Genomic DNA, 24,328 nt, shown 5'->3' on the forward strand with positions numbered 1-24,328 from the left:
CCGGTTAACCCGCTCGTGCGGCCCGGGCCCGCCGCTCGTGCAGCCAGACCAGCACCACCATGGCGGCGTTGACGGCGCCGAGGATCAGCAGGGACGCGTCACCGGAGTCGGTGAACCGGTCGATCGCGAAGACCTCACGGTCGCGGGTCCGCGACGGTGGACGCGTCTACAGCCAGTCGTGTTCGCGGGCGTAGCGGGCCGCTTCGTGGCGGGTCCGGGTCTGGGTCTTGCGCATCGCGTTGGAGAGGTAGTTGCGGACGGTGCCCGGAGCGAGGTGGAGCCGAGCGGCGATGTCGGCGACCGAGTAGCCCTCGCCGGTGACCCGCAGGACGTCGGCTTCACGGTCGGTGAGGGGGCAGTCCTCGGTGACGGCGAGCACTGACACGTCCGGGTCGATCCAGCGCTTTCCCGAGTGCAGAGTGGCGATGACCGAGGTGATGTGGGCTGGCTCGGCGGACTTGCTGACGAAGCCCTGGACACCGAGCTTCAGCGCCTTGCGCAGCACGCCGGGGCGGGCATGCCGGGTCAGCATGAGGATCACCTGCTCCGGTCGCTCGCGGCGGATCTCGGCGACCGCGCCCAGGCCGTCCACGCCCGGCATCTCCAGGTCGATGACCAGCACGTCGGGCCGGTGCCGCAGGGTGGCGGCGATCGCCGTCCGGCCGTCCTGCGCCTCGGCGAGAACGGTGATGTCGCCCTCCATCGGCAGCAGCGCGGCCAGGGCCGTGCGCAGCAGCGCCTCGTCGTCGGCGAGCACGATGGTGGTCATCGGCCGTCCTCCCCGCTGACCGTCGGGGCCGCGTCGGCCCGAGCGGGTGGGAAGACCGCGGCGGTCAGGAACCGCCCGTCCTTCTGTTCCACGGTCAGCTCACCCCCGTCCCCCGCCACCCGTTGCCTCAGCGCCGCAAGTCCCCTGAGTTCGAGGGCCGTGGTGGCGGTCACGCCGTCGTTGACGATGGTGATGCCCGACGCGGCGAGCGTGATCTGCACCTGGGTGGCCTGCGCGTGCCGCAGGATGTTCGTGGTCGTCTCCCGCAGCACCTGCCCGAGCAGTTCGGTGGCGCGGGCATCGACTTCGGCCTCCCGGGTCACCCGGACCCGGATGCCGGCGGCCTCGAACAGGTTCTTAGCGTTCTCCATCTCGGCGGTGAGGTTGAGCCGCCGTTGCGCGTAGGCGAGTTCCTTCGTCTGCGCGATGGTGTCGCTGACCAGCGTGTACGTCTCCCGCAGCTCCTTCTCCGCCCGAGCGGTGTCGCGGAGCAGCAGTCGCTGGGCCAGGGCGATCTTCAGCTTGACCACGTGCAGGGTGTGGCCCTGGATGTCGTGCAGGTCGCTGGCGAACCGCACGCGCTCCCGGACCACTGCCAGCTCCGCCTCGCGTTCCCGGGTCTGTTCGAGCTCCCGGATGAGGTCGTAGAAGCGCTCGCCCACCACTGTGAAGACCGTCACGATGACGGTGAGGGCGGTCGGGATGAGAACGTAGGTGACCAGGACGTGACCGATGTCGTCCCGCTGCACCAGCAGCCGTGCCGCGCCGACGGCGGCGACGTAGGTGAACAGCCCGGCCACCACCAGCTTCCGGCGTCGTCGCACCTCGCGCAGGGCAAGCGAACCTACGGCGCAGACACCCCAGTAGGCGTTGGGGCTGCCGGTCACCAGAACCCCGAGCGGCCAGACCGCCGCCGCTACGACCAGGCAGGGCAGCGCGACCCGGGCGAGGTCGTTGGCCGTCCACCGTTCGAAGGCCACCACGGCCGCCACGGCCCCCGGCGCCAGGACGACGACGTGCCACCAGGTACGCGCATCGGTGTAGAGCAGGACCACCGCGGCGAACACCACCGGCGGCAGTGACGTGGCCAGGTTGAGCCGCCGCAGTCTTCCCTGCGTCGACTCGGTGAAGCGCGGCGATCTCCCGGTCACCACCTCAGTATCCGGCAGCCAGGGGCCACGACCAGTGACACCACGTCACATGCGGTGATGACGTGGTGCCACTGACGGGTCGGCCGCGCCCGCGCTGTCATAGGTGCATGTCCACCACACCCGTCATCGAAGTCGAACGGCTGAACCTCACCTACGGCGACTTCCACGCCGTCAAGGACCTCTCCTTCGAGGTACGACCCGGAGAGCTCTACGCACTGCTGGGCACCAACGGAGCCGGAAAGACCTCGACCCTGGAGGTTGTCGAGGGACACCGGAGGCCAACCTCGGGCACGGTACGCGTCTTCGGGCACCGCCCCGACGACCGACGAGCGGTACGTCCCCGAATGGGTGTCATGCTCCAGGAGAGCGGATTCTCCCCGGACCTCACCGTCCGTGAGTCCGTCGGTCTGGTCGGTCGGCTCACCCGGCGCACCGACGACGTCGACCGGGTGCTCGACCTTGTCGACCTCACCGGCCGAGCCGGCCGCAAGGTGTCGCAGCTGTCCGGCGGGGAGAAGCGGCGGCTGGACTTCGCCACCGCGGTCTACGGCACCCCGGAGCTGATCTTCCTGGACGAGCCGACCACCGGCCTCGACATTCAGTCCCGCGACGCCGTCTGGACGACGGTGGACCGGCTCCGGGAGAACGGCGCGACCATCGTCCTCACCACGCACTACCTGGAGGAGGCACAACAGCGCGCGGACCGGATCGGGCTGATGCACGAGGGCGCCTTCCACCGGGAAGGCACCGTATCCGAGCTGACCCGCACCCTGCCCGCGGTCATCCGCTTCTCGCTCCCGGCACCGGTGCCGGCGCTGCCGGTGCGGGCCGCCGTCGACGCGGACGGGAAGGTCACGGTCGAGACCTTCGAGCTGCAGAAGGACCTGCACCTCCTGCTCGGCTGGGCCCAGGACCACGCCGTGGAACTGCGGGACCTGGCGGCAGGGCCGACCCGGCTCGACGACGTGTTCCGCGCCATCAACAGTTGATTCGATCTTCCGCGAGGAGCCTCACCGTGTTGTCCATCGCGTCCAGCGAACTCATCCAGATCTTCCGCAACCGGCTGGTGCTGATCACCAGCCTCATCATCCCGTTCGCGGTCTGTGCGTTCTTCGTCCGTCAGCACGAGACCTACGCCGCCATCGGGAGCCTCGGCTACATCGCCGCGATCGTCGTGTTCACGGTGGCCGCGTTCGGGCTCTACGCCACGGCCGTCACCACCCTGGCGTCCCGGCGGCAGAATCTCTTCCTCAAGCGGCTGCGCTCCACCGCCGAAGGCGACGCCGGCATCCTCGCCGGCCTGCTGCTGCCCGTACTTCTTCTCGCCGTGGTGCAGGTGACCGCGATCCTGACCGCTCTGGCCGTGGTCGCCGGCGGACCGGCGAACGTCGCCCTCCTGGTGGTGGCGGTCCTCGCGACCGTGGCCATGATGATCGGCCTGGCGCTGGCCACGGCCGGGCTGACCAACTCTCCCGAACACGCCCAGGTCACCACCCTGCCCGTTACCCTCGGCGTGATCGCCATGGCCAGCTGGGTGGGAATCTCCGGCACCGAGAACCTGGCCTGGCTCAAGCGGCTGCTGCCCGGTGGCGCGGCCACCGAACTGACCATGAACGCCTGGAACGGCGGCGTCGCCGTGACCGACTCCCTGCTCCTGCTCGCGCCCACGCTCGGCTGGGTCGTCGTCGCCGTCGCCCTGGCCAGCCGACTCTTCCGCTGGGAGCCCCGCCGATGACCACCGAAGCCCGGTCGGACGCGCCGACAGTGGTGGAAGATCTCCTGCTGCTCCTGTTCCAACCCCGGTCCGGGACCATCGCGGGAGAGAACACCCTCTTCTACGTCCTCGGCGGCGCCGTCCTCGCAGACCTCGCCCTCGGCGATCACCTGACCACGACGGACCGGGAGCGGCTCAGGAGCGTGTCGGGTCACCCACCATCGGATGGTCTCCTGCGCCCGGCGTGGGACTACCTCGCCGAGAAACCGAGGGGGGTGCAGACGGCCCTGGCCGCGATCGGTCCCGCCCTGCGCAAGCCGGTGTTGGAGCGGCTCATCGCGCGAGGCGACATCGACCAGGAGCCCCGTAAGGTGCTCGGCCTGTTCCGGACGACGGCCCTGCGGGAGGGCAGGACCGAACGACGGGCCCGCCTGCTCGCCGACGTTCGTCGGGTCCTCGTGGACGGCGCGGAGCCGCAGGCCCGTGTCGCCGCGCTCGCGGCGTTGCTCTCGGCGAGCGGAACGCTCCCGCAGTTCCACCGCGAGATCCCGTGGACGTCACCGGTGATCAGCCGAGCCAGGGAACTCGAGCGGGGCAACTGGGGTGCCGACGCCGCGGCGGCGGCCGTGACCCGCACCGTGACGGCCACCGTCGTCAACAGCGCCGTCGTGGCCATCACCGTGCTACCTCGAAACTAGGGCGCGTCCGCCGCTCACTGCCTGGAGTTGGCCGGGTGCGGCCGTTCGGGCGGTTTCCCCCTGGCGTGGGCGGCGTCGGAAGCGGCGATGCCGGCGAGGACGATGACGGCGGTGACGGCCACGGCCAGCGGCGGCAGAAGGATCATGAACGGCGAGGCGCCGGCAAGCGCCAGAGCGCCGATGATCCGGGAGTGGGACACCCGGGCGAAGACGGCATGTTCCACCAAGGCTCGCCCGATCAGGAAAAGCATCGGTCCGCCGAGGACAACGAGGATCCACGCGGCCTCGGTGTGCCCGAACGGATGTTCGATCACGATTTCGTATCCGACGGCAACGGCGACAATCCCGGCAACCATGAGTACGTGCGCGAGGAAAGCTTCCCGGATGAGGTGCGCCGGCTCAGCGGCGGCTCTGATGGCTTCGGGCAACAACTGACCCGCCCTGAAGACGTAGACGCGAAACAGCAGCACAGTGGTGATGAATGAAACCGCGAAGGCCGCTGCGGCTCCGCCCTGCCGGAACGATGTGTCGCTGTAGGCCGAGCCGGTCGTCAAAATCAGTTCGCCCAGCGCAATGATGAAGAATTGTCGGTAGCGCTCAGACAGGTATTCGGCCAGGACGGGCCACCGCCGTTGGGTGGGGCGGGACCACGGCGCAGGGTAGAACAGCAGCAGTGCCGCGCCGTCGATGGCGATCGCGAGCGTCCACAACAGGCTGCGGGCCCAATCCGTCACGATCGCGCCGGCGATCCAGGGCACGGCCGACAACGTGAACCAGAAGAACACTCCAGCCGCTCGGCGCTGGGCTTCGTGGCCACGCAGTATCGGCACGATGACCAGCCCACGAACGATGTGGACGGCGACGTACGCGCCGGCGAAGGCCAGACTTCTGTCCCCGAACGCCTGCGGCACCGCGACTGCCATCACCAGCGCCCCGAGCATGGCGGTGTAGACCAGCACCTGAAGCTGCGGCCGCTGCGGATCATAGAGGTCGGTGACCCACGCCGTGACGAACCACAGCACCATGAAGGCCAGCAGCAACAACAGCGTCTCGCCAGCCTCGATGAGGACGACTCGCTGCTCGGTGAGCTCCTCGACCAGCCGCTGCGAAACCCGGTTGAGGGCAAAGATGAAGACCAGGTCGAAGAAGAGTTCCAGAAGGCTCGGTCGTTGCGGTTGCCCAGGCTTTCGAAGCAGCGCTGCTGCCCTTGTCGACATGGGCCGCCCATTCCTGCCGGCTTCGCCTGTCTGGGTATTGGTACCACGCCGGGCAGGTCGTCGAGTCGATAAGCCAAGAACGCCGGCGCAGACCCGAAGCGCCGCGATGTGCTCGCACTGCTCAGAAGTTGGGTTACGGGTAGCGGACAGCCGACACCAGAGCACGATGTAGCCGACTGTGACCATCAGATCACTACGTGCACACTCCTCTCCGACATGTTCCCGTCGACTGGAGGAACAGATGCGTCTCCGATCGTTCGTCACCACAGCACTGGCCGCCGTCCTGGCCGCCGGCGCGCTCGCGCCGCCGGCACCGGCCGCGGCGGCCACCGCCGACCGCTGGGGCTTCGCGTACGTCAAGGACCCCACCGTGCCGGCCTGGACCGTGCTGGACACCAGCCGGCAATGGGGTAGCTGGAAGACCGCCTTCCCGGCCGCCTGGGCCGACGGCATCAAGCTCGCGCCCGGCCGGTTCCAGGTCCGCTTCCCGCAGATAGGTGCCAGCTCACGGGGTGTGCCGCACGTGACCCCGGTGAACCGGACCGGTCACTACTGCGAGGTGGTCCGCTGGTTCCAGTCGGGCGCCGACGAGATCGTGGACGTGCAGTGCCACAAGCCGGGCGGCACGCGCGATGACACTCCGTTCACAGTGCTCTGGACGACCAGCTCGGGCGTGCTGCCGGCCGCTACCGCCCACGCGTACGTGCAGTGGACCAGCGGCCTGGTGGCGCAGACGTACAACTCCACCGGCGTGGTGAACACTGCCGGGCCGGTGGGCGTCGGGCAGTACCTGGTGCGGCTACCCGGGGTGGGATTGGCCGGGCTGCTCGCCGGCAACGTGCAGGTCACCGCAGTGCAGCCGAACGCCGGTCCCCGCCGCTGCAAGGTCAACTCCTGGAGCGCGGTCGGCACCGGTGTGCAGGTGTACGTCTTCTGCTACGACCAGGCCGGCGCGTTCATCAACACCGACTTCGTCCTCTCGTACCACCGTCGGCGGCCGGTGATCGGCTCCCTCGGCCCGCCCTCGTACTTCGGTTACCTGGGTACCGCCGTCGGCGGGCCGACCAACGACAACTCGGTGCTCGGCGTCGGTGCGAACACGGTGGCACCGCTGGCGCCCGCCGGCCGCTACCTGGCGACCTTCCCGCAGGTCGGCCTCAAGGAGACGCACGCCCAGGTGGTGGCGCAGGGCACGGGTAGCAACTACTGCCACCTCACCCAACCCTGGACCTACACCACAAACGCCGACGTCGACGTCATCTGCTTCGACAACGCCGGCGTCGTCACCCCGCACCGCTTCCTGGCCACCTTCACCTCCCGGCTCTGACGTCGGGCCGCGCCGGCGGTGGCGGTTTCCGTTGCTGCCGGCGCGGTCAAGGGCCAGCACTCTCGCGGCGAGGCTGAGCCCGCAGTGCCGGTGGTCGTCGTGGCCGCGCGCGAGGCGGATTCCGTCATCGCAGGAGCGGGGCGAGGCCGTCGAGGAGCCGCTGGAGGCCGAACTCGAAGAGCGTGTCCAGGCTCCAGACCATGTCGTCGGCGGTGATGAAGCGGGCCATCAGCGGGAGCCGCCCGTCGGCCAGGACCGCACCGATCCGTTCTCCGTGGGCCGCCATCCACTGGGCGTCGGTCAGGCCGCTGTCCTGCTCGGCCTGCGCCTCCTCGGCCAGGTTCACCGCCGTGCCGCGCACGTAGTTGGCCACCGTCACCGCCGCCGTGAACTGTGCGTTCAGGTCGATCCCGCGCCCGTCCAAGGCCCGCATCGCCCACTCGGTGTGGGCCATGGCGTGCGGGGCCGGCAGTGGCCGGGTGAAGGAGAGTGCCTGGGCCAGCCAGGTGTGCCGACGGTACATCGCCCACTGCAACTGGGCGAAGGCCTCCAGGCAGACCCGCCAGCCGTCGTGGTCCGGGGTGAGGGCCGGGGGCGGGTTGTCGGCCATGACCTTGTCGATCATGAACAGCACCAGCTCTTCCCGGTCGGCCACGTACCGGTAGATCGCCATCGTCGGAATGTCGAGCTGGCCGGCGAGCCGGCGCATCGACAGGCCGTGCAGCCCCTCGGCGTCGGCGATGGCCACGGCGGCGGCGACCACCTGCTCGCGGTCGGGGTCGGGTGCTCTACCCGCACCAGCGGCGGCGACCACGGTGCCGACGCCCCGCACGGGTTCAACGAGACCCCGTTCGCGCAGCGTCGCCAGGACCTTCGTCGCGGTCGCCATCGCGATCCCGTACTCGGCCATGAGCTGCCGGGTCGACGGGATCCTCGCCCCGGGCGCCAGCTCGCCCGAGGCGATCCGGTCCGCGAGATCGGCGGCGATCCGGCGGTACGGCGGTTCCTCCACAGCAGCCTCCCGTGCACTAGTGCAGTCACGGTACCCCGTGGATGAATACGGGTGCCAGCCTCACTATTGCCGGTTGCTAGTGCACTCATACGCTGTACGACATGACTGATTTCGTGCCTCTGAAGTCGCTTCGCAAGACCTACCACGGCCCGGTGACCGCGCCCCACAACGTCACGTACGCCGACACCGTGGCCTCCCGAGGAGCGATGTCATGACTGCGCTCCGACCTGGCCAGCAGGGCCATGCCCTGGACGTGTCCGCCGAGAACATCGACGACGCCCGGATCAACGTCGTGGACGCGTTGCGCGGGGTTGCGCTGCTGCTCATCCTGCTGGTCAATGTGTGGTACTTCAGCTCCGGGTATGCGTTCCAACTGGTCAGTGATCCGTCGTACGGCGCACTTGACCGGCTGGTCGCAGGTGCGGTTGAACTGCTGTTCGCGATGAAGGCGTACCTGCTGTTCTCATTCCTGTTCGGCTACAGCTTCACCCTGCAACTCGACTCGGCGGCCCGGCGCGGGGCGGTCTTCGGCCGGTCGTTCCTGCGCCGGCTGACCGGGTTGTTCGTACTCGGCGCGCTACACGCGGTGCTGCTGTTCCACGGCGACATCCTCACCACGTACGCCTTGCTCGGTCTCGTGCTGCTCGCCGTTCGGCGGATCGAGCCGCGCTCCGCCCTGACTGCGGCGGCGATCATCGTGGGCGTTGTCGCGTTCCTGGTCGGTCTGGCCGCGGTTCTTGGTGCCGCGGTGGTACCGGACCAGGCCGCCGCGGTCACCGCCGGTGCGCGTTCGACGGAGGCCCTACGCGGAGGGCTCGGTGATGTCGTCCTGGAGCACCTGCGCTCGTTGCCGGCAATGCTCGGCGCACTCGCCGTGCAAGGGCCGTTGGCCTTCGCCGCGTTCCTCGTCGGTCTGGCCGCTGGCAAGCACCGGATGCTCGCCGCCGCGCACACCCACGAGAACTTGCTGCGCCGATGCGAGCGGGTCGGCTATCCGGTTGGTCTGGCCGGCGCCACAGTGTTCGCGATCGGCGGCGGCACGGCGAACATGACCGGACTGATGGTCAGCATCCTCACCGCGCCGTTCCTCGCGGCGGCCTACGCCGCGACTCTACTGCGCCTGTTCACACGGCGTCCGCGCGTCGCGGACGCGTTGGCGCCTGCGGGACGCATGGCGCTGACGAACTATCTGGGCCAGTCGCTCATCTGCGTGCTCGTCTTCACCGGCGTCGGGCTGGGCCTGGCCGGCCACACCTCGCCGGCGCAGACGCTGCTCATCGCACTGACAATCTTTGTGGCCCAGGTGGCTGCCAGTTACTGGTGGATGCGGCGGTTCCGGTACGGCCCGTTCGAATGGGCGTTGCGCGGGTGGACCCATAGCAGGCGACCCGCCATGCGACGGTAGGTCCGACAGCTCACACCTGCGCGCACCGGCTCGCGGCGGCTGGTGGTGGCTTCCCCGGCGAGATTGGCCAGGTGTCGGCAGCGAGACGGCCCGACGATCGTCGGCCCTCCGCGGAGGGTTGATCGCCGGGCCGTCCCGGTGACGAGCCGCGCGTGGCGGCCCGCCGGTCAGCCGGTCAGAGGCCGGCGGCGTGTGCGGCGGCGGTACCGCCGACCACGGGTAGGACGATGTTGCTGCTCTTCAGCGCGACCTGCAGGTTCGCGGCGGTGGTGTCCGCCTGGCTGGAGTACTGCGGGTAGCTGGCCACGATGATCACGCCGATCCGGTGGCCGGGCTTGAAGACATAGTCCTCCGGCAGCAGCGGGAAGCTGAAGTTGTACGACTCCCCCTGCACCAGCGGCACGGCGACGCGGATCGACTGCCGGTTCTGGGCGTCTATGATGCCCTTGGTGACCAGCTCGTAGTCGGCAGTGGCCACCCGCTTCGTGGTCTGCTTGTAGCAGCCGTCGTCGGTCGGGCTGCTCTGGCCCCAGCAGTCCTCAGTGGTCAGGGTGATGATCCCCTCGCCGGAGGCCCGGTGCGCGACCCGCTCGTCGGTGCCGTAGTCGACCAGGATCGCCCCGAGGTTGGTGTCGGTCTGGTCGGCGGAGGCCCGCAGTTGCACTGTGGGTGTGCCGGAGATGTGCAGCGGCGCGGAGAGTGGCGCGGAGAGGAAGGCCAGCCGGTTGGGCTGCACCACGTCCGGGTTGAGGATCATGGTGTTCTGGCTCTGCGTGCGGCTGTCCTGGAACGCCCCGGTCGCCGGCTTCGCGGTGGGCACCAGCCCGAGACCGCCCGCGCCGGTGGTGCCGGGCTGCAGGAACACCTCCGTGTCCGCCTTGCCGGGGATCGGCCAGTCGGCGTGGGTCTCCCACACGTCGGCGGACCGCTCCAGGTCAACCCGCGGCTCGTCCATGATGCCGTTGGCGACGTTCTGCAGCCAGAAGTCGAACCACCGGTGCAGCGTCGACACCCACACCGCGCGGCGCGAGTCGAACGGGTCGACGTGGCCCTCCTGCGACAGCCACAGCTTGCGCGGCACGTTGTTCTCCGCCAGGGCGTACCAGAACTTGCTGAAGTGGTCCGGCCGGACGTTGTCGTCGTTGAGGCCGTGGTAGAGCAGCACGCTGGCGGTGACGTTGGGGACCTTCTTGACGTAGCTGCGCTCGTTCCAGAAGGCCGTGTAGTCGCCGTGCTCGTCGCCATCGGCGGCGCCTATCGCGTCGCGCACCGGCTTGCAGTACTCCCGGCGCTCCGGGTTGGTGACCGTGTTGGCCAGCGAGGACACGTAGCTGTTGCCACGGGTGACCACGCCGTTGCTGCGCACGTAGTCGTAGTACTCGGTCGGTCCGCTGATGGGCACGACAGTGGTCAGGCCCTTCACGCCGGTCACCGCCGTGGCCATTGCCAGCGAGCCGTCGTACGACTTGCCGATCATCCCCGTCCTGCCGTTGTGCCAGTCCGCCTTGACGACCTCACCGGCGGCGTTGCGGGCGGTGGCCCGGCCGTTGAGCCAGTTGATGGCCTGCTTGGCGCTCAGGTTGTCCTGGTTGGCGTTTGTGGTCGGGCAGCCGGTGGAGTTGTTGGTGCCGACCATGTCCAGCAGGATGACCGCGTAGCCGCGCGGCACGAAGTAGTTGTCGTAGAACAGCGGCCACTTGTCGAGCAGCCCGTCGCCGTCGAGGTCCGCCTTGCATTCGGACTCGTTGCCCCGGCAGACCGTCGAGTAGTAGGGGCTGGCGTCCATCACCACGGGGGCCTTGAGCCCCTGCGCGGTGGCCGCCGGTCGCATCAGGTCGAACGCGATGATGTCGCGCAGACCGTCGTTGTCGCTGTCGAAGGTGGAGTCGATGAACAGGCGTTCCCTGATGGCGTCGGCGTAGCCGAACACCGGCTGGGTGACGCCGTCCTGGACGACGATCGACGGCGGGCCGTCCGCAGCCGACGCCTGCGGCGCCGCGCCGAGGGCGGCGAGCACAGTCGCGGACAGTACGGCCACGCCTGTGCGCCAGCGCGTTCCCACTGTAGGCATGCAGTCTCCTTGATGTGTCCGAGGCTGCGTACGCTACGAGCCGGTGGCCTGCACCACCATCTGCACGTGTAGGAACTTCACCGGGTGTGGTTCGACGCGGGCCGCACCGAGGTGCCTGCGCGACGGGACTACTGCTGGTCGGCCAGCACCAGCTCCCGCAGCCGCCGGTCGAGTGTCGGGGCGTCCAGCCCACCCGGCCAGCCGCGGAGCAGGGCGCCACCCTTGGCCACCAGCACGACGGCCGGGGGTTCCCGCACCGCGTACGAACGCCAGATCGTCTGCTGGTCGTCCAGGACGACCGGGTACTCCACCCGGTGAGCCCGGAGGTAGTCCTGGACCTCGTCGGCCTGGTCCGCGCCGGCCACGCCGACGAAGACCACCCGGTCCCGATAGCTGCGCGCCAGCTCGCTGAGCGCGGCCTGGCTGCTGGCGCACGTGGTGCACCAGGAGCTGAAGAAGGTGAGCACGACGGGACGCTGCGCCCACAGCTCGGCGGCGGCGAACGGTGTGCCGTCGGTCAGCGCGCCGGTGAACGCCGGGGCGGCCGGGGCGGTGCCGGGCGCCGGGCGCAGCGCCAGGTCGGCGGGGACCGGCCCGGGTAGCGCCGCCGCCCCTCCGGCGGGCGCCGGCGCGGGCTCGGGCTCGGGCGTGCTGCATCCGCCCAGCAGCGCCGCAGCCAGCAACAGTGGCAGGAGTGCCCGCCTCATGACGGGACCACCGCCACCAGCGCAGGGCCCTCGCTGCTGTCCGGCGTCAGGTCGAGCGCCGGGCGGCCGTCCACCTCCAGCCGATAGGAGGTCCGCTGCGGCACGCGCACTCCGACGGCGAACTCGCAGTAGGTGGGCAGGCGCTCGACCCCCAGATCCTCGGCGAAGGCGGCCACCGCGGTCCCCGCCGGCAGCTGCCCGCTGGCCAGTGCCGCTCCGTCCGGGTCGAGCACGCGGAACGGCGCCCGGTTGTGGAAGTGCTGGTACGGACCGGTGCCGGCGCAGTCCACGCCTGCGGCCCGGATGTTGATGTCGCGAACCAGGACCCGGACGGTCGTCGGATCGACCGCCTCCTGGGCGGCGCCGACGGTGCCGCAGCCGGTCGCGCCGGCCAGCAGCAGGGGCAGCAGAGTCGTGATGCTTCGCCGCACGTCATCCTCCTTCCGTCCGCCTGCCGGGTCCGTGGCGGCCTACCGCCGCGGACCCGGCAGGAACGGGGTCAACCTCGGGCGTCGGTCAGGACTTCTCGACCCGGCACTGCTTGGTCACCGTCTTCGTCGGGTCGCTCTCCGAGGTCGCGGTGAGCTTCACGAAGCCGGTGTTCGCGGCGGCGGCGGTGGCACCCACCGACACCTTGACCGTGGTGGCCTTGCCGAACTGCGCGGTGGCGAGCTGGTTGGGCAGCCAGGTCCGCCAGCCCTTGCCGGCCACCTCCGCCGACAGTCGGTAGACGTCCGACTTCAGGTACGCGCTGACGTCCTCCGGGTGCTGCTGCCCGCCGGCCGAGTAGGAACCGGTGTTGGTCAGCTCGAACGAGCAGGTCACCCCGCGGTTGGTCGGCTTGCCGCCGCCGTTCACCTCGCCCTTGCCGAGCAGCACGCCGTGCGTGCTCGGCCCGCCGGTGCCGTCGAGCGAACGCACCGCCACGGTGTAGGAGAGCGAGCCGGCCGAGTCCCGCTTGAGGTCGATGATGTAGAAGTGCAGTCGGTTCGCCTCGTCGACGTACTCGTACTGGCTGCCGGTGTCCGCGCCAGCGTGGAACAGCGCGTCCGAGAGCTGCCGGTAGTCACCCATGGTGATCTTCTGCGGGGTGCCGTCCGGGCGGTAGAAGTCGATCATGTCGATGTCCTGCGGGTTGGCGTCCACCACCCACTGGAACGGCGCGCTGTCGGCGTTCTTCGTCTTGCTGACCAGCACGCCGCTGTCCGGGGTGAAGGAGTCCGCGCCCATCCGGTCGACGACCTCGACCGTGTAGTTGTTGAAGTTGCCACCGTCGCACAACGGGTCGGTGGTGACACCACACGTCGGCGACAGGTCCTTGTTCAGCGCGATGTTGACGCCGCTCAGGCCCTTCTGGCCGGCGTCGACCGCCCGCGCCGTGACCTGGGCGACCACGAGGCCCGAGGAGGCCAGCGACTCCCGTGACAGCCGCAGCACGTGCTCCTCACCGAGCAGCCCGATCTTGAGCTTGTCCCGCACGGTGTGCAGCGAGCCCATCGAGCCGCCGTTGGTCGGCGGAATCTGCCAGCGGGTGTGCGGACCACCCGGGCCGTTGAACGACCCGCGCGACATCATGCTCCAGATCCCGGTGTACGCCCTGCGCAGCGGCTCGCCGTACGGGTTGTTGTAGTTGTCGCCGATGCCCAGCAGATGGGTCAACTCGTGGGCGTAGACGCCCATGCCGGAGCTCTCCCCCTGCGTCGAGGAACCTCCGCCGGCGTTCGGCCACAGTGTCGCCGCCGCCTTCCACGAGGTCCAGTCCACGTAGCGGGTCTTCGCCCAGTTCGGCAGGTTGGGGTCCGGCGGGCCCCAGGCGTCCGGCACGTCCTCCTTGTTCTGGAAGATCATCTGCCCGAACTCCTGCCAGGTCGACGACTCGTCCTGGCCGGCGCTGAGGATGAACACCAGCTCGTACTGGTTGGCGACCTCCTCGCCGACGGCGGCCCGCCAGGCGCCCAGGCCGTCGGTGCGGATGTTCTTGCCGCACACGTCCCCGCTCGGGCAGGCGCCCGGGTTGAACCCGTTGTCCAGCCCGTACTGGTGGGACTTGGACGGCATCTGGTACGGCCCGAACCCGGTGAGGTCGACGCCGTAGCGACCGTTGGAGTCCTGCATCCAGTACTCGTGCAGGGTGTGACCCTTGTTGAGGGTGTTCGGGGTGTTCAGGAAGTCCTGGTAGAACTTCGGCACGTCGGCCCGGGGAATGTTGGTCGCGACGGACTGGGGGTTGCCGAAGACCGTCGAGCGGGCCCGCTGGGAGACCGCGAACGTCTCGTCAGGATAGTCGAGCGCCACCAGGGCGATCTTGAAGTTGCGGACCGAGCCGGACACGCTCGGGTCGGCCCAGTTCTTGCCGGGCACGGCCTTGTAGTCGTTCCAGGTCATGGTGTCCGGGTTCTGCCAGGCCTGCGGGTCGAGGACCTGGAACGGCGCGGTACCGCCGGCCGGGTTGGCCGGTGCCGCGGCGGCCTGCGCCGCGCCGGTCGCCACGAGCGTGGTCACCACGGCTGCGGCCAGCACGGCCCGCCTCAGTCGGGTGCGGTGGGGGGTAGCACGGTGCACGGAACCACCTCTCGTCGGAGGGAACGCGGCGCTGGCGTCCCGGTGGGGGTGCCGCGGAACATCTGTCAGCAGGCCGCGCAGCGAATCTAGGAGTACGGGCCGGTGCCGGTCACTGTGCAGATGTCGGCAGGTGGGCCGGCGACTTCCGACACCTGAATGACCGGCGCCCACCGGCGGATCAGCCAGGGCCGGCCCCGGAAGCCGGATCGGCCGTTGCCCCGAGGGCCCGCAGCACGTCCCGGCGCACCCGGTCGGCGGCAGTCCCGGACAGGGGTCCGCGTGGTGGGCGGCACCGCCCACCGAACCGTCCGGCGCACTCCATGGCGAGCTTGACGGCCTGCACGGCTTCCGGCCGGGAGGCCCAGCCGAGGATCGGGTGCAGCTCCGAGTAGAGCGGCAGCGCCCGGCCCAGGTCGCGGGCCACGCACAGCTCGTACAGGCGCACGGCCTGGCGGGGCAGCGCGTTGGGCAGGGTGGCGACCCATCCCGTGGCGCCGCACAGCACCAGTTCGAGCACCACGTCGTCGGCGCCGACCAGCACGTCGACGTGCGGGCAGAGGTCGCGCAGGCGGTGCAACCTGCGTACGTCGCCGGTGACCTCCTTGACCGCGACGATCCCGTCGATCTCGGCGACGGTCGCCAGCAGGTCCGGCGTGAGGTCCAACCGGGTGTCGTACGGGTCGTTGTGGGCGATCACCGGCAGACCGACCGCCGCCACCTCCCGGTAGTGGGCGACCACGTCGGCGGCGCGGGCGGCGGGCCAGTCGGGTGGCCGTGCGAGCACGCCGTTGGCGCCGGCCTCGGCGGCCTGCTCCGCCCACCGGCGGGCCTGCCTGCTGCCGTAACCGCCGACGCCGGGCACCACCGCGCAGCCGGACGGCGCGGCCTGCACCGTCGCCCTCACCACGGCGGCCCGCTCGTCGTCGGAGAGGGCCCGGTACTCCCCCATCGACGCGCAGGGCGCGACCCCGTGGCACCCCTCGGCGGCGAGCCAACGGACGTGTTCCTGGAGCTTGTCGAAGTCGACCGACAGGTCGGCGCGAAACGGCGTGGTGATGGCGACCAGCACGCCCCGCCAGGGCCTACCAGTTCCCACTCGGCAATCCCCTCCCCACCGGCGCCGCCCGTCATCCCGCCCGGACCGTGCGCGGCGGCGCTGGTGCGATCCGTACCGGAACCCTAGGAACGTCTGTCGTCCCGGTCTTCGGACAGATGCCGGAACCGTCGCGACGCCGCCCGTCTTTTTGTCGTGACTTCGACAGTGGACCTTGCGCGATGACCCACCCGCACCGGAGGGTAAGGACTGGCGGTCGCGCGATCCCTGTCACGCAGCACAACAAGGGCTACTGACTGCAAGCGAGCTAGTACGCAATAGAGGGCAATGGTGAACTTAAAGGAGTGGGCCAAGCGGAAGGGTGTTCATCCGGTTACGGCGTATCGCTGGTTCCGGGAGGGTGAGCTGCCCGTGCCCGCTCGGCGGGTTGGTGGGTTGGTCCTGGTGGAGCACCCCGTCGGTGGAGGTGGACGACGATGGCGCGTGACGTCACCGAGATGCTGACACCACTGTTTGCCCGGCTATACGACCGCCGTGGCGCCGCGAACCGCGCCCGCCGCGGAGTCGAGGCCATCACTGACGCGGAGGCTCTGGCGTGAAGACGATCCAGGCGTACCGTTTCGCCCTCGACCTGAATCCGGCGCAGGAACGGGCGGTGTACGCGCATGCCGGGGCCGCCCGCGTGGCCCACCCGCGTCACCTCACCGACGCCCAGCGCCGCCTGCGCACTCTCGCACGGGCGGTGTCGCGCAAGACCGGCCCGGACCGGCGCACCGGGCAACGCCCGTCGAGGCGTTGGCGACGGGCGTGCACCCGCCTCAGCCGGGCGCACGCCCGGGTGGCGAACCTGCGCCGCGACGGCCTGCACAAACTCACCACCCGCCTGGCCACCACCCACGGCACGGTCGTCGTGGAAGACCTGAACGTGGCCGGGATGCTGACCAACCGGCGACTGGCCCGACACATCGCCGATGCCGGGTTCGCGGAGATCCGCCGCCAACTCGCCTACAAGACCACCCCCAACGGCGGAAAGCTCATCACCGCCGACCGCTGGTATCCGTCCTCGAAAACCTGCTCAGGCTGCGGCACGGTGAAAACCAAGCTTGCCCTGTCCGAGCGCGAATACGAATGCGGCACATGTGGCCTGACCCTGAACCGGGACCTCAACGCCGCCCGCAACCTGGCCGCCCTCGCGGCACAGACGACAACCGCCGGGAGTGGCCCGGTGGCAGCACGTGGAGCCGACCGTAAGACCCGCGCACGCGGGCAGGTGGCCGAGAAGCGTGAACCCGGCACGGCACCCGCCGGTAAGACCGGGACCGTCCCATCGCAAGGCGGGACTACTGATCGTGCGCTCACTAAAGCGCACTGAGAGGTAACGGAGTTACATGCACGGTGAGCTCCAGCGAATCGTCGACGCCGTCGCCGCCCGGGTGGGGCGACCCGCCCTCATCGAGGACCGGCGACAGCGAGTGGTCGCCTACAGCGAGCACGACGGCCCGATGGACGACGTCCGCCGGACGTCGATCCTGCGCCGGCAGACGACGCCGGAGGTGATCGCCTGGTTCCGGGGCATGGGGGTGCTCACGGCGCACGTGCCGGTCCGCACCCCCGCGTGCGCCGAGCTGGACCTGCTGGCGAGGGTCTGCGTGCCGATCCGGCACGACGACCTGCTGCTCGGGTTCGTCTGGTTCATCGACGCGGACGGTTCGATGACCGACGCCGACATCGCCACCGCGACCGGCCCCTTCACCGACCTGTCGCTGGCCCTGTACCGGGAGAACCTGCTCGGTGAGCTCGCCTCACAGCGGGAGACCGAGGCCACCCGCACCCTGCTGGTGGAGAGCCGGCAGGCGCGCGAGCACGCGGCGCGGGCGCTGTTGGAGGAGGGCGTGGTGGTCGCCGACGGGTCGACGGTCGCGCTCGTCGCCCAGCTCGTGCCGGCCGCCGGGCGGCAGCCCGACGAGGTGGCCCGGATCGCCCTGGAACAGGCCCTGGTCACCACCCGCCGGTGGATCGGCGTACGGGAGACGCTGCACCTGGTCTGGCACGACCACGGCGTACTGCTGGTCTGCGGCGACCGGGTCGCCGGCCGGCCCTCGCCGGAAGCCTCCGCCGGGCACCTCAACGACGCGCTGGGCACCGCGACCCGGGGCCTGGCCTCGGTGGACCGGACGGTGACCGGGATCGGCCAGCCCCGCGCCGGGCTGTCCAGCGCTGTGGAGTCCTACCAGGAGGCCGCGCAGGCCGCCCGGGTCGGCACGCAACTGCCCGCGCTGGGCGGGGTCGTCTCCTGGGCCAGCCTCGGCATCTACCGGGTGCTGTCCCAGCTGGACAGTCAGCACCTCGACGTCGCCGGTGTCCATCCCGGGTTGGAGCGGCTGCTGCGCGACGACGCTCACCAGGTGCTGCTGGAGACCCTGGAGGCCTACCTCGACCTGGCGGGCAACGCACACGCGACCGCCGAGAAGCTCCGACTGCACCGGACGACCCTCTACTACCGGCTGCAACGGGTGGAACAGCTCGCCGGGACCGACCTCAAGGACGGTAACGAACGGCTGTGCCTGCACCTGGCCATGAAGCTCGGCCGGCTCAGCGGCGACTACCGCACGCCGTGACGCCGCCGGTGCCCGTGGTACCACCACCGGCAGCCGCGCGGCTGGACGGTCCTCGTCACACGAGGCGGGTCATCCAGCCGTACGGGTCGGCGGCTCGGCCGTACTGGATGTCGAGCAGGTGGCGGCGCAGCCGCATGGTCACCGAGTCCTCGGCGCCGGCCTTCGGGGCCGTCACCTCGCCGCCCTCCCAGACCAGGCGTCCGACCGGCGTGACCACCGCGCCGGTGCCACACGCGAAGACCTCGGTGATCGCGCCGGAGGCCACGCCCTCCTGCCATTCCCGGATCTCCACCGGGCGCTCCTCGACCTCCAGGCCGAGATCCTTGGCAAGGATGAGGATCGACCCCCGGGTGACGCCCTCGAGGATCGTGCCGAGTTCCGGGGTGATGATCCGGCCGTCCGCCGTGATGAAGTAGACGTTCATTCCGCCGAGCTCCTCCACGTAGCGGCCCTCGGCGGCGTCCAGGAAACAGACCTGCTCACAGCCGTGCTCGGCGGCCTCGACCATCGGCGCGAGGCTGGAGGCGTAGTTGCCACCGCACTTCGCCTCGCCCGTGCCGCCCCGCGCCGCCCGGGTGTACTCGGTGGACAGCCAGATGGAGACCGGCTTGACGCCACCGGAGAAGTACGCGCCGACTGGGCAGGCGATCACCATGTAGGTGATCTCCTTCGCCGGGCGGACCCCCAGGAACGGCTCGGACGCGAACATGAACGGCCGCAGATAGACGCTGTATTCGTCCTCGTCCGGCACCCACACCTGATCGGCACGGACCAGTCCCTCGACCGAGGCCATGAAGTCCGGCACCGGCAGTTCGGGCAGTGCCAGCCGCCGGGCGGACCGGGCGAAGCGCTCGCCGTTGGCCTGCGGCCGGAACGACCAGATGGAGCCGTCACTGTGCCGGTACGCCTTCATCCCCTCGAAGATCTCCTGGGCGTAGTGCAGTACGGCCGCCGCCGGGTGCATGAGGATCGGACCGAAGGGGATGATCTCGGAGTCCTGCCAGCCGCCGTCCGGTCTCCACACCGCCCGTGCCATGTGGTCGGTGAAGTACGTGCCGAACCCCGGATTCGCCATGATCTCGGCTCGCCGCTGCGCGCTCGCCGGGCTCGGATTCTGGTGCAACGGGAACGACAGGCTCATCGCCGGGTCCTCTCAATGGCCGCATCCCTGTGCGCTCAGGTCACCAGAACGAACACGCAGGGGAAGGTTGTCGGATGACCGGTGCAGAATACCGACCGTAATGTCGCCGGTCGCAGACCGCCGAGCTGCCGCCCCGCTTCGTCGAGAGCGCGCATCGCACCGGCATCCAGCTCGACCACGAGGCCGCCGCCGAGGTGACGGAATTCTGCGCCGCGGTGGTCGAACGGCGAATGGTTGGACGCGGGTGCCCTTGCCCGACTGCTTGACCGAGGGCACCCGCCGGATCACCCTGGCAACGGCCCGAGCGGCGATCTACCTGCTGCATACCGGTATCCGGGGCCCTCACGCCATGAGGACCGACGGCGCGCTACGCCTGCCGCGAAACCAATGCGTATTGTGGATAGAACGGTCACCCGGGTCCTGCGCAGGAGAGACGGAGGCATGATGGACGGCACCGTCTACTCCGGCTCGCACTGGCAGCGCTACGCCACCGCTGAGACCGATGAGGCGCACGACTACATCCGGCGAGCCTTCCTGGACGTCAAGGTGCGGTTCGCTGGCGAGAGCCGCGACGGAGCCGGCCTGCGCACCATCACCACCAGCCTCGCCGACATCGGCGTGACCCGGCTGCACTATTCGGCGCGCACCCAGGTACAGACGGCACCGGACGGGGACCTGAACGTCACCCACATGATGAGCGGCCGCTTCACCGTAGCCAGGAACAAGGACGAGCACCGCTTACGGTCCGGCGACGTGGTGCTGATGCTGCCGGATCAGCCCCAGGAAGCCGATTTCGACGACATCGACGCGTTCATCACCCGCCTGCCCCGCGCCCTGCTGGAGGAGGTCGCCCACGCGCAGACCGGCATCAACGGCGCCGACCTGCGCTTCGACAGCTCTCGGCCGATCTCGGCGGCGCTCGGCCGCCACTGGACCCAGACCCTCTCCCACCTGACCCGCAGCGTGCTGTGCGACCCCGCGCTCATGGCCAACCCGCTGGTCGTCGGGAACACCCGCCACCTGCTCGCGGCGACGGCCCTTGCCGTGTTTCCCAACACCGCCCACGGTCCTGCCCTGCGGGCCGCCGGCGAGGTCACTCCCCGGGCGTTACGCCGAGCCGTTACCTACGTCGACGACCACGCGGACCAACCGATCACGCTCGACCAGGTCGCCGCCGCAGCCGGCGTACGCCCCCGCGCGCTGCAACTCGCGTTCCGCCGCCACCACGACACCACGCCGATGCGGTACGTCCGCCAGGTCCGCCTGGAACGGGCGCATTGCGACCTGCGGGCCGGCAGCCCGACCACCGGTGTCACCGTCGCCATGATCGCCACCCGATGGGGCTTCACCCACCTCGGACGCTTCAGCACCGACTACCGCGCCGCCTACGGGTGCAGTCCTAGCCACACTCTGCGCACCTGACGTCGGCCTCACCAGGAGGGAGCGCGTATCCGGCGTGCGCCTGCTCGCCTCCCGGTGTGCGTGTGGCGGACTGCCGCCCGGGTAATCGGCGGACTCGGACGCCGATGACCCGAGAGGCGGCACACATGCCCGATCAATACGTCATGCGCGACCCGACCACCCAGTACCCCAAGTCCGGGCCGGAGTTCAGCCAACAGCAGCCGGGGCCGGGCCTGCAACAGCAGATGGGGCCGCAGCCGGACGCCGGTGAGCACAGCTATCGGGGCACCGGCCGGCTGACCGGGCGCAAGGCCGTGGTCACCGGCGCCGACAGCGGTATCGGCCGAGCCGTGGCCATCGCCTTCGCCCGCGAGGGCGCCGACGTCGTTCTGTCCTACCTACCTGAGGAGGAACCGGACGCTCAGCAGGTGGTCCAGCTGATCGAGGACGCCGGGCAGCGGGCGGTGACCATGCCGGGCGACGTCACCGACGAGGCGTACTGCACCGAACTGATCGAGACGGCGCGACGCGAGTTCGGCGGGGTGGACGTGCTGGCCAACATCGCGGGCAAGCAACAGGAGGTCCCGGACATCGCGGACCTCACCACCGAGCAGTTCGACGAGACGTTCAAGACGGACGTCTACTCTCTGTTCTGGCTCTGCCGGGCGGCGGTGCCGCAGATGCCGGCCGGTAGTGCCATCATCAACACCACCTCGGTCGAGGCGTACGAGCCGGCACCCATCCTGCTGGACTACGCCGCAGCGAAGTCGGCCATCAACACCTTCACGAAATCCCTGGCCCGACAGGTCGCACCGAAGGGCATCCGGGTCAATGCCGTGGCACCCGGTCCGGTGTGGACTCCACTGCAGGTCGTCGGTGGCCAACCGGCCTCCGCGCTGAAGCAGTTCGGTGCACAGACCCCACTGGGACGTCCCGCGCAGCCGGCGGAAATGGCCCCGGCATTCGTGTTCCTCGCCAGCCAGGAGGCCAGTTACGTCATCGGGGAGACGCTCAGTGCCACCGGTGGCATGCCCACCCCCTGATCGCCGGCGGTGAGCGCAGCACCTCCCGACGGCCGGTGGCCTGGTTCGAGAGACGGCGTGACGGGTAGTCCGCCACGTGGCCGCTTCCCGATCCGAATCCGTTGATCAGGCACCGCTCGACGCGGTGGGTGGCCGCATCCGGAGCCTGACCGCCGGTACCCGACGTCGGGGAAGTCGGGTGGGGCGGCTGCGGCGGCGCCAAATGGAGATCATCGGGCTGATCGCGGTGCAGGCAGGACTCGCGGCGGCACTCGCCTGGTGGCTGGCGCACGACCTGTTGGGTAATCCGAACCCCGTCTTCGCACCGACAGCGGCGGTGGGCACCATCGCGGCGGCGATCGGCCAGCGGACAAGGCGCACCGTCGAACTGCTTGTCGGAGTGGGGCTCGGCATCGCCATCGGCGACGGACTGGTCCGGCTCATCGGCACCGGAGCATGGCAGACAGGCATCATCGTCGCCTTCGCCATCGCCATCGCCCTCGGCCTCGTGGGCCGAGGCGGCACCGTGGTCAGTCAGGTGGGCGGTACGGCCGTGCTGATCGCCACGCTCTCCTCCAGCCAACGGAATCTGGAACTACCCCGGGTCGTCGACGCAGTCACCGGCAGCGTGGTGGGCCTGGTCGTGGTGGCGTTGCTGCTGCCCCTGAACCCCATGCGCGTCATGCACCGGGCGGCCGCGCCGGTCTTCGACGCGCTTGCCGCGTACCTGTGTGACATCGAGACGGCGATGCGCACCAGCGACCGGAACCGCGCGAGACAGGCACTGAACGGACTCCGCGCCATGGGACCGGATGTGGAACGACTCCGCGAAGCCCTCAGCGGCGCCGAAGAGGTGGTGACTGTCGCACCGGCCCGGTGGCACTGGCGGCGCCACGTCGAACACTACGACCGAGGTGTCAACTACCTGGTTCGGGTCATCGACGACAGCAGAGCGCTGGCCCGACGGTCAGCCACGATGATCCAGTATCAGGAAAAGCTGCCCGGCCACCTTCCCGACGCCGTCGCCGCCCTGGCCGAGGCCGTTCGCCAGTTGCACCGGGAGACACGGGCCGACAAGCCCCACGAGCGCACTCGACACCATGCCCTGCGGGCCGCGGACGAAGCCGGCCGGGCCATGGCCACCGGTTTGCAGAACTTCGGTGTCACCACCGCCACGCAAGTCCGGGTGACGGCCAGTGATCTGCTCAGGGCAACCGGCTGCTCGGCGGACGAGGCGAATCGGCAGGTTCGGCAGACAGCACGTCACGCGGAACAGACGGCCTCCGCCGAAGGGTGACCATCGACTCGTAGCCGCGCCGACCCGCCGGGATTCACCAGCCAGCATGCTACGAACGCGTGCGGTGCCGGCACCCGAGAGGGTGCCGGCACCGCCGCATTCGTCATCGCTTGGCGTCGTGTTTGGCCATCTGGGGCCGCTCGCCCTTGCCGACCTTGCGCAGGGCATCACGCAACTGGTCCTCGGTCATCTTGGAGTTACCCTCGATGCCCGCGTCGTGGGCCTGTTGGCGAAGATCGTGCAGCTTATCCCGGTCACCCATGTCACCCTCCCCGTGGTGTCGTGGCGCAGGCGGCTCCGCGCCCCCGTCGCCCATCGCCTTCCCGTCGGTTGGGAGCGCAAACTGCCTCAGCCGGCACCTGCCAGGCGGTTTGTCGGGCGTTGCGGACGCGAACAGGTCGAGCAGTGGACTACCGTCCGGTGCTCCGGTCCACCGCGCCGGGGAGCGGGGTGCTGTCCGGGAATGCGTCGTCGAGCAGCGCCACCCCGTCCTGGGGCTGTGCGTGCTCAACCAGCTCAGACCGGGAGGCGCGCTTCTTGGCGCGGTCGACGTCCATGGCCTGATTGCGGTGCTGCTCCAGGGCCGGATCACACTGCCCATCGCGGTTGAACGACCACATCAGCATCGGCTCGCCCAACGGCAGCGTGTCCCCTGGGCCGGTGTCGAGGCGACCGGTGTGCCAGGTGTGCCAGGTCTTGCCGTAGCTGTTCATCAACATCGCCATCAGCGCCCGCTCGGCGGGCTCCGGCAGGCCCGGGGCGATCAGCGAGCCGCCGAGCACCTCGAAGTTGTGCGGGTGCCAGTACCTGCCCTCGCCCTCGGGCAGCGTCCCGTACAACCGTTCGGAGACGATGTACTCGACACCGATGAGGTTGGCCTCGGCGGTATTGCCGTCGAACAGCACGCACTGCAGGAAGTCGTCGTTGACCTGACGGCAGTAGTGATGCGCCTCCATCTGCATCGACGGGTCGTCCTTGGCGGGGTGGAACCCGACAACGTAGGCATCGAAGCCCTTCAGCGGCGTCGTCTCCTGAAGGGCTTTGGAGCCGAGCGACAACCCCTGGTGCCACAGGCTCGTCGACTCTCCCGGCGGTCGTACCGGGCTCGGGCGCCGTTGCATCAACCACTCCTTCGCCAGGATCGTGTCGTCTTCAGCAGGCT

General features: G+C 69.8%; 23 protein-coding genes and 1 pseudogene. 12 read left to right on the forward strand and 12 right to left on the reverse strand.

Annotated features, from left to right (window positions below):
• Positions 1–166 precede the first annotated feature (166 nt).
• Together MED15_RS04275 and MED15_RS04280 are read right to left on the reverse strand one after the other, a co-directional pair.
• Positions 167–769 carry a response regulator transcription factor gene (locus tag MED15_RS04275; protein WP_112583248.1) on the reverse strand — a complete coding sequence of 201 codons (603 nt, stop codon included), beginning with the start codon at positions 767–769 and terminating at the stop codon, positions 167–169.
• The gene (locus MED15_RS04280) at positions 766–1,920 is read right to left on the reverse strand and encodes a sensor histidine kinase (RefSeq protein ID WP_112727011.1); all 1,155 of its coding nucleotides are present in this window, start codon (positions 1,918–1,920) and stop codon (positions 766–768) included. The genes MED15_RS04275 and MED15_RS04280 overlap by 4 nt, the downstream gene beginning before the upstream one ends.
• Positions 1,921–2,027: 107 nt before the next feature.
• Between MED15_RS04280 and MED15_RS04285 the strand changes: the two genes are divergently transcribed.
• From MED15_RS04285 to MED15_RS04295, 3 genes are read left to right on the forward strand one after another with little or no spacing between them, the layout of a single operon-like run.
• Complete coding sequence (locus MED15_RS04285) at positions 2,028–2,909, forward strand: ABC transporter ATP-binding protein (RefSeq protein ID WP_112726967.1); 882 nt, start codon at positions 2,028–2,030, stop codon at positions 2,907–2,909.
• Between the two features lie 26 nt (positions 2,910–2,935).
• On the forward strand, positions 2,936–3,655 hold the full coding sequence (locus MED15_RS04290) for an ABC transporter permease (RefSeq protein WP_112697561.1): 720 nt from the start codon (positions 2,936–2,938) through the stop codon (positions 3,653–3,655).
• Positions 3,652–4,332 carry a GOLPH3/VPS74 family protein gene (locus MED15_RS04295; RefSeq protein WP_112604166.1) on the forward strand — a complete coding sequence of 227 codons (681 nt, stop codon included), beginning with the start codon at positions 3,652–3,654 and terminating at the stop codon, positions 4,330–4,332. Before MED15_RS04290 ends, MED15_RS04295 begins: the two co-directional genes overlap by 4 nt.
• A 14-nt stretch (positions 4,333–4,346) precedes the next feature.
• On the opposite strand, the gene MED15_RS04300 is transcribed toward MED15_RS04295, so the two are convergent.
• Entirely contained in the window at positions 4,347–5,549 is a 1,203-nt protein-coding gene (locus MED15_RS04300) for a low temperature requirement protein A (RefSeq protein ID WP_112734811.1), read from the reverse strand.
• A gap of 241 nt (positions 5,550–5,790) precedes the next feature.
• Here MED15_RS04300 and MED15_RS04305 point away from each other — a divergent pair, with 241 nt between their 5' ends.
• Positions 5,791–6,876: a hypothetical protein gene (locus MED15_RS04305; RefSeq protein WP_112734812.1), complete on the forward strand. Its 1,086-nt coding sequence runs from the start codon at positions 5,791–5,793 to the stop codon at positions 6,874–6,876.
• Positions 6,877–7,000: 124 nt separating this feature from the next.
• Here the strand turns inward: MED15_RS04305 and MED15_RS04310 are convergent, their stop codons facing one another.
• Positions 7,001–7,888 carry a TetR/AcrR family transcriptional regulator C-terminal domain-containing protein gene (locus MED15_RS04310; RefSeq protein ID WP_112734813.1) on the reverse strand — a complete coding sequence of 296 codons (888 nt, stop codon included), beginning with the start codon at positions 7,886–7,888 and terminating at the stop codon, positions 7,001–7,003.
• A 211-nt stretch (positions 7,889–8,099) separates the two neighbouring features.
• Here MED15_RS04310 and MED15_RS04315 point away from each other — a divergent pair, with 211 nt between their 5' ends.
• On the forward strand, positions 8,100–9,293 hold the full coding sequence (locus MED15_RS04315) for a DUF418 domain-containing protein (protein WP_112734814.1): 1,194 nt from the start codon (positions 8,100–8,102) through the stop codon (positions 9,291–9,293).
• Positions 9,294–9,468: 175 nt separating this feature from the next.
• On the opposite strand, the gene MED15_RS04320 is transcribed toward MED15_RS04315, so the two are convergent.
• From MED15_RS04320 to MED15_RS04340, 5 genes are all read right to left on the reverse strand, one after another.
• Positions 9,469–11,364: a CocE/NonD family hydrolase gene (locus tag MED15_RS04320; RefSeq protein WP_112734815.1), complete on the reverse strand. Its 1,896-nt coding sequence runs from the start codon at positions 11,362–11,364 to the stop codon at positions 9,469–9,471.
• A gap of 128 nt (positions 11,365–11,492) precedes the next feature.
• Positions 11,493–12,071, reverse strand: a complete 579-nt coding sequence (locus MED15_RS04325) for a TlpA family protein disulfide reductase (RefSeq protein ID WP_112726964.1) — start codon at positions 12,069–12,071, stop codon at positions 11,493–11,495.
• Positions 12,068–12,502, reverse strand: coding sequence for a hypothetical protein (locus tag MED15_RS04330; RefSeq protein ID WP_112604180.1), 435 nt, complete (start codon positions 12,500–12,502; stop codon positions 12,068–12,070). The genes MED15_RS04325 and MED15_RS04330 overlap by 4 nt, the downstream gene beginning before the upstream one ends.
• A gap of 85 nt (positions 12,503–12,587) precedes the next feature.
• Complete coding sequence (locus MED15_RS04335; protein ID WP_244220352.1) at positions 12,588–14,633, reverse strand: M6 family metalloprotease domain-containing protein; 2,046 nt, start codon at positions 14,631–14,633, stop codon at positions 12,588–12,590.
• A gap of 178 nt (positions 14,634–14,811) precedes the next feature.
• The gene (locus tag MED15_RS04340; RefSeq protein WP_112734816.1) at positions 14,812–15,729 is read right to left on the reverse strand and encodes a dihydrodipicolinate synthase family protein; all 918 of its coding nucleotides are present in this window, start codon (positions 15,727–15,729) and stop codon (positions 14,812–14,814) included.
• A gap of 288 nt (positions 15,730–16,017) precedes the next feature.
• On the opposite strand from MED15_RS04340, the pseudogene MED15_RS34045 reads away from it, so the two are divergent.
• From MED15_RS34045 to MED15_RS04355, 4 genes and pseudogenes are all read left to right on the forward strand, one after another.
• Positions 16,018–16,137 (forward strand): annotated as a pseudogene (locus MED15_RS34045) (IS607 family transposase); the annotation flags it as partial.
• Positions 16,138–16,163: 26 nt separating this feature from the next.
• Positions 16,164–16,286, forward strand: a complete 123-nt coding sequence (locus tag MED15_RS34500) for a hypothetical protein (RefSeq protein WP_279636238.1) — start codon at positions 16,164–16,166, stop codon at positions 16,284–16,286.
• Complete coding sequence (locus MED15_RS04350) at positions 16,283–17,059, forward strand: RNA-guided endonuclease TnpB family protein (protein ID WP_208646487.1); 777 nt, start codon at positions 16,283–16,285, stop codon at positions 17,057–17,059. The genes MED15_RS34500 and MED15_RS04350 overlap by 4 nt, the downstream gene beginning before the upstream one ends.
• Positions 17,060–17,075: 16 nt before the next feature.
• Positions 17,076–18,305 carry a PucR family transcriptional regulator gene (locus MED15_RS04355; RefSeq protein ID WP_112734817.1) on the forward strand — a complete coding sequence of 410 codons (1,230 nt, stop codon included), beginning with the start codon at positions 17,076–17,078 and terminating at the stop codon, positions 18,303–18,305.
• A gap of 55 nt (positions 18,306–18,360) precedes the next feature.
• Here MED15_RS04355 and MED15_RS04360 read toward each other — a convergent pair whose 3' ends face one another.
• Positions 18,361–19,446: a branched-chain amino acid aminotransferase gene (locus MED15_RS04360; RefSeq protein ID WP_112583234.1), complete on the reverse strand. Its 1,086-nt coding sequence runs from the start codon at positions 19,444–19,446 to the stop codon at positions 18,361–18,363.
• A gap of 441 nt (positions 19,447–19,887) precedes the next feature.
• On the opposite strand from MED15_RS04360, the gene MED15_RS04365 reads away from it, so the two are divergent.
• The 3 genes from MED15_RS04365 to MED15_RS04375 all read left to right on the forward strand — a co-directional run bounded on the left by MED15_RS04365 (position 19,888) and on the right by MED15_RS04375 (position 23,166).
• Positions 19,888–20,868: a helix-turn-helix transcriptional regulator gene (locus MED15_RS04365; protein ID WP_167457570.1), complete on the forward strand. Its 981-nt coding sequence runs from the start codon at positions 19,888–19,890 to the stop codon at positions 20,866–20,868.
• A gap of 125 nt (positions 20,869–20,993) precedes the next feature.
• Positions 20,994–21,890 carry an SDR family oxidoreductase gene (locus MED15_RS04370; RefSeq protein WP_112734819.1) on the forward strand — a complete coding sequence of 299 codons (897 nt, stop codon included), beginning with the start codon at positions 20,994–20,996 and terminating at the stop codon, positions 21,888–21,890.
• Positions 21,891–22,068: 178 nt separating this feature from the next.
• Positions 22,069–23,166 (forward strand): FUSC family protein, encoded by a 1,098-nt coding sequence (locus MED15_RS04375; protein WP_244220353.1) that lies wholly within the window; start codon positions 22,069–22,071, stop codon positions 23,164–23,166.
• A gap of 103 nt (positions 23,167–23,269) precedes the next feature.
• On the opposite strand, the gene MED15_RS33360 is transcribed toward MED15_RS04375, so the two are convergent.
• Together MED15_RS33360 and MED15_RS04380 are read right to left on the reverse strand one after the other, a co-directional pair.
• Complete coding sequence (locus MED15_RS33360) at positions 23,270–23,428, reverse strand: hypothetical protein (RefSeq protein ID WP_167457571.1); 159 nt, start codon at positions 23,426–23,428, stop codon at positions 23,270–23,272.
• 148 nt (positions 23,429–23,576) lie between these two features.
• Positions 23,577–24,287: an OBAP family protein gene (locus tag MED15_RS04380; RefSeq protein ID WP_112734820.1), complete on the reverse strand. Its 711-nt coding sequence runs from the start codon at positions 24,285–24,287 to the stop codon at positions 23,577–23,579.
• Positions 24,288–24,328 lie beyond the last annotated feature (41 nt).

The organism is Micromonospora noduli, from assembly GCF_003264475.1.
In the GTDB taxonomy this organism is placed as follows: domain Bacteria; phylum Actinomycetota; class Actinomycetes; order Mycobacteriales; family Micromonosporaceae; genus Micromonospora; species Micromonospora noduli.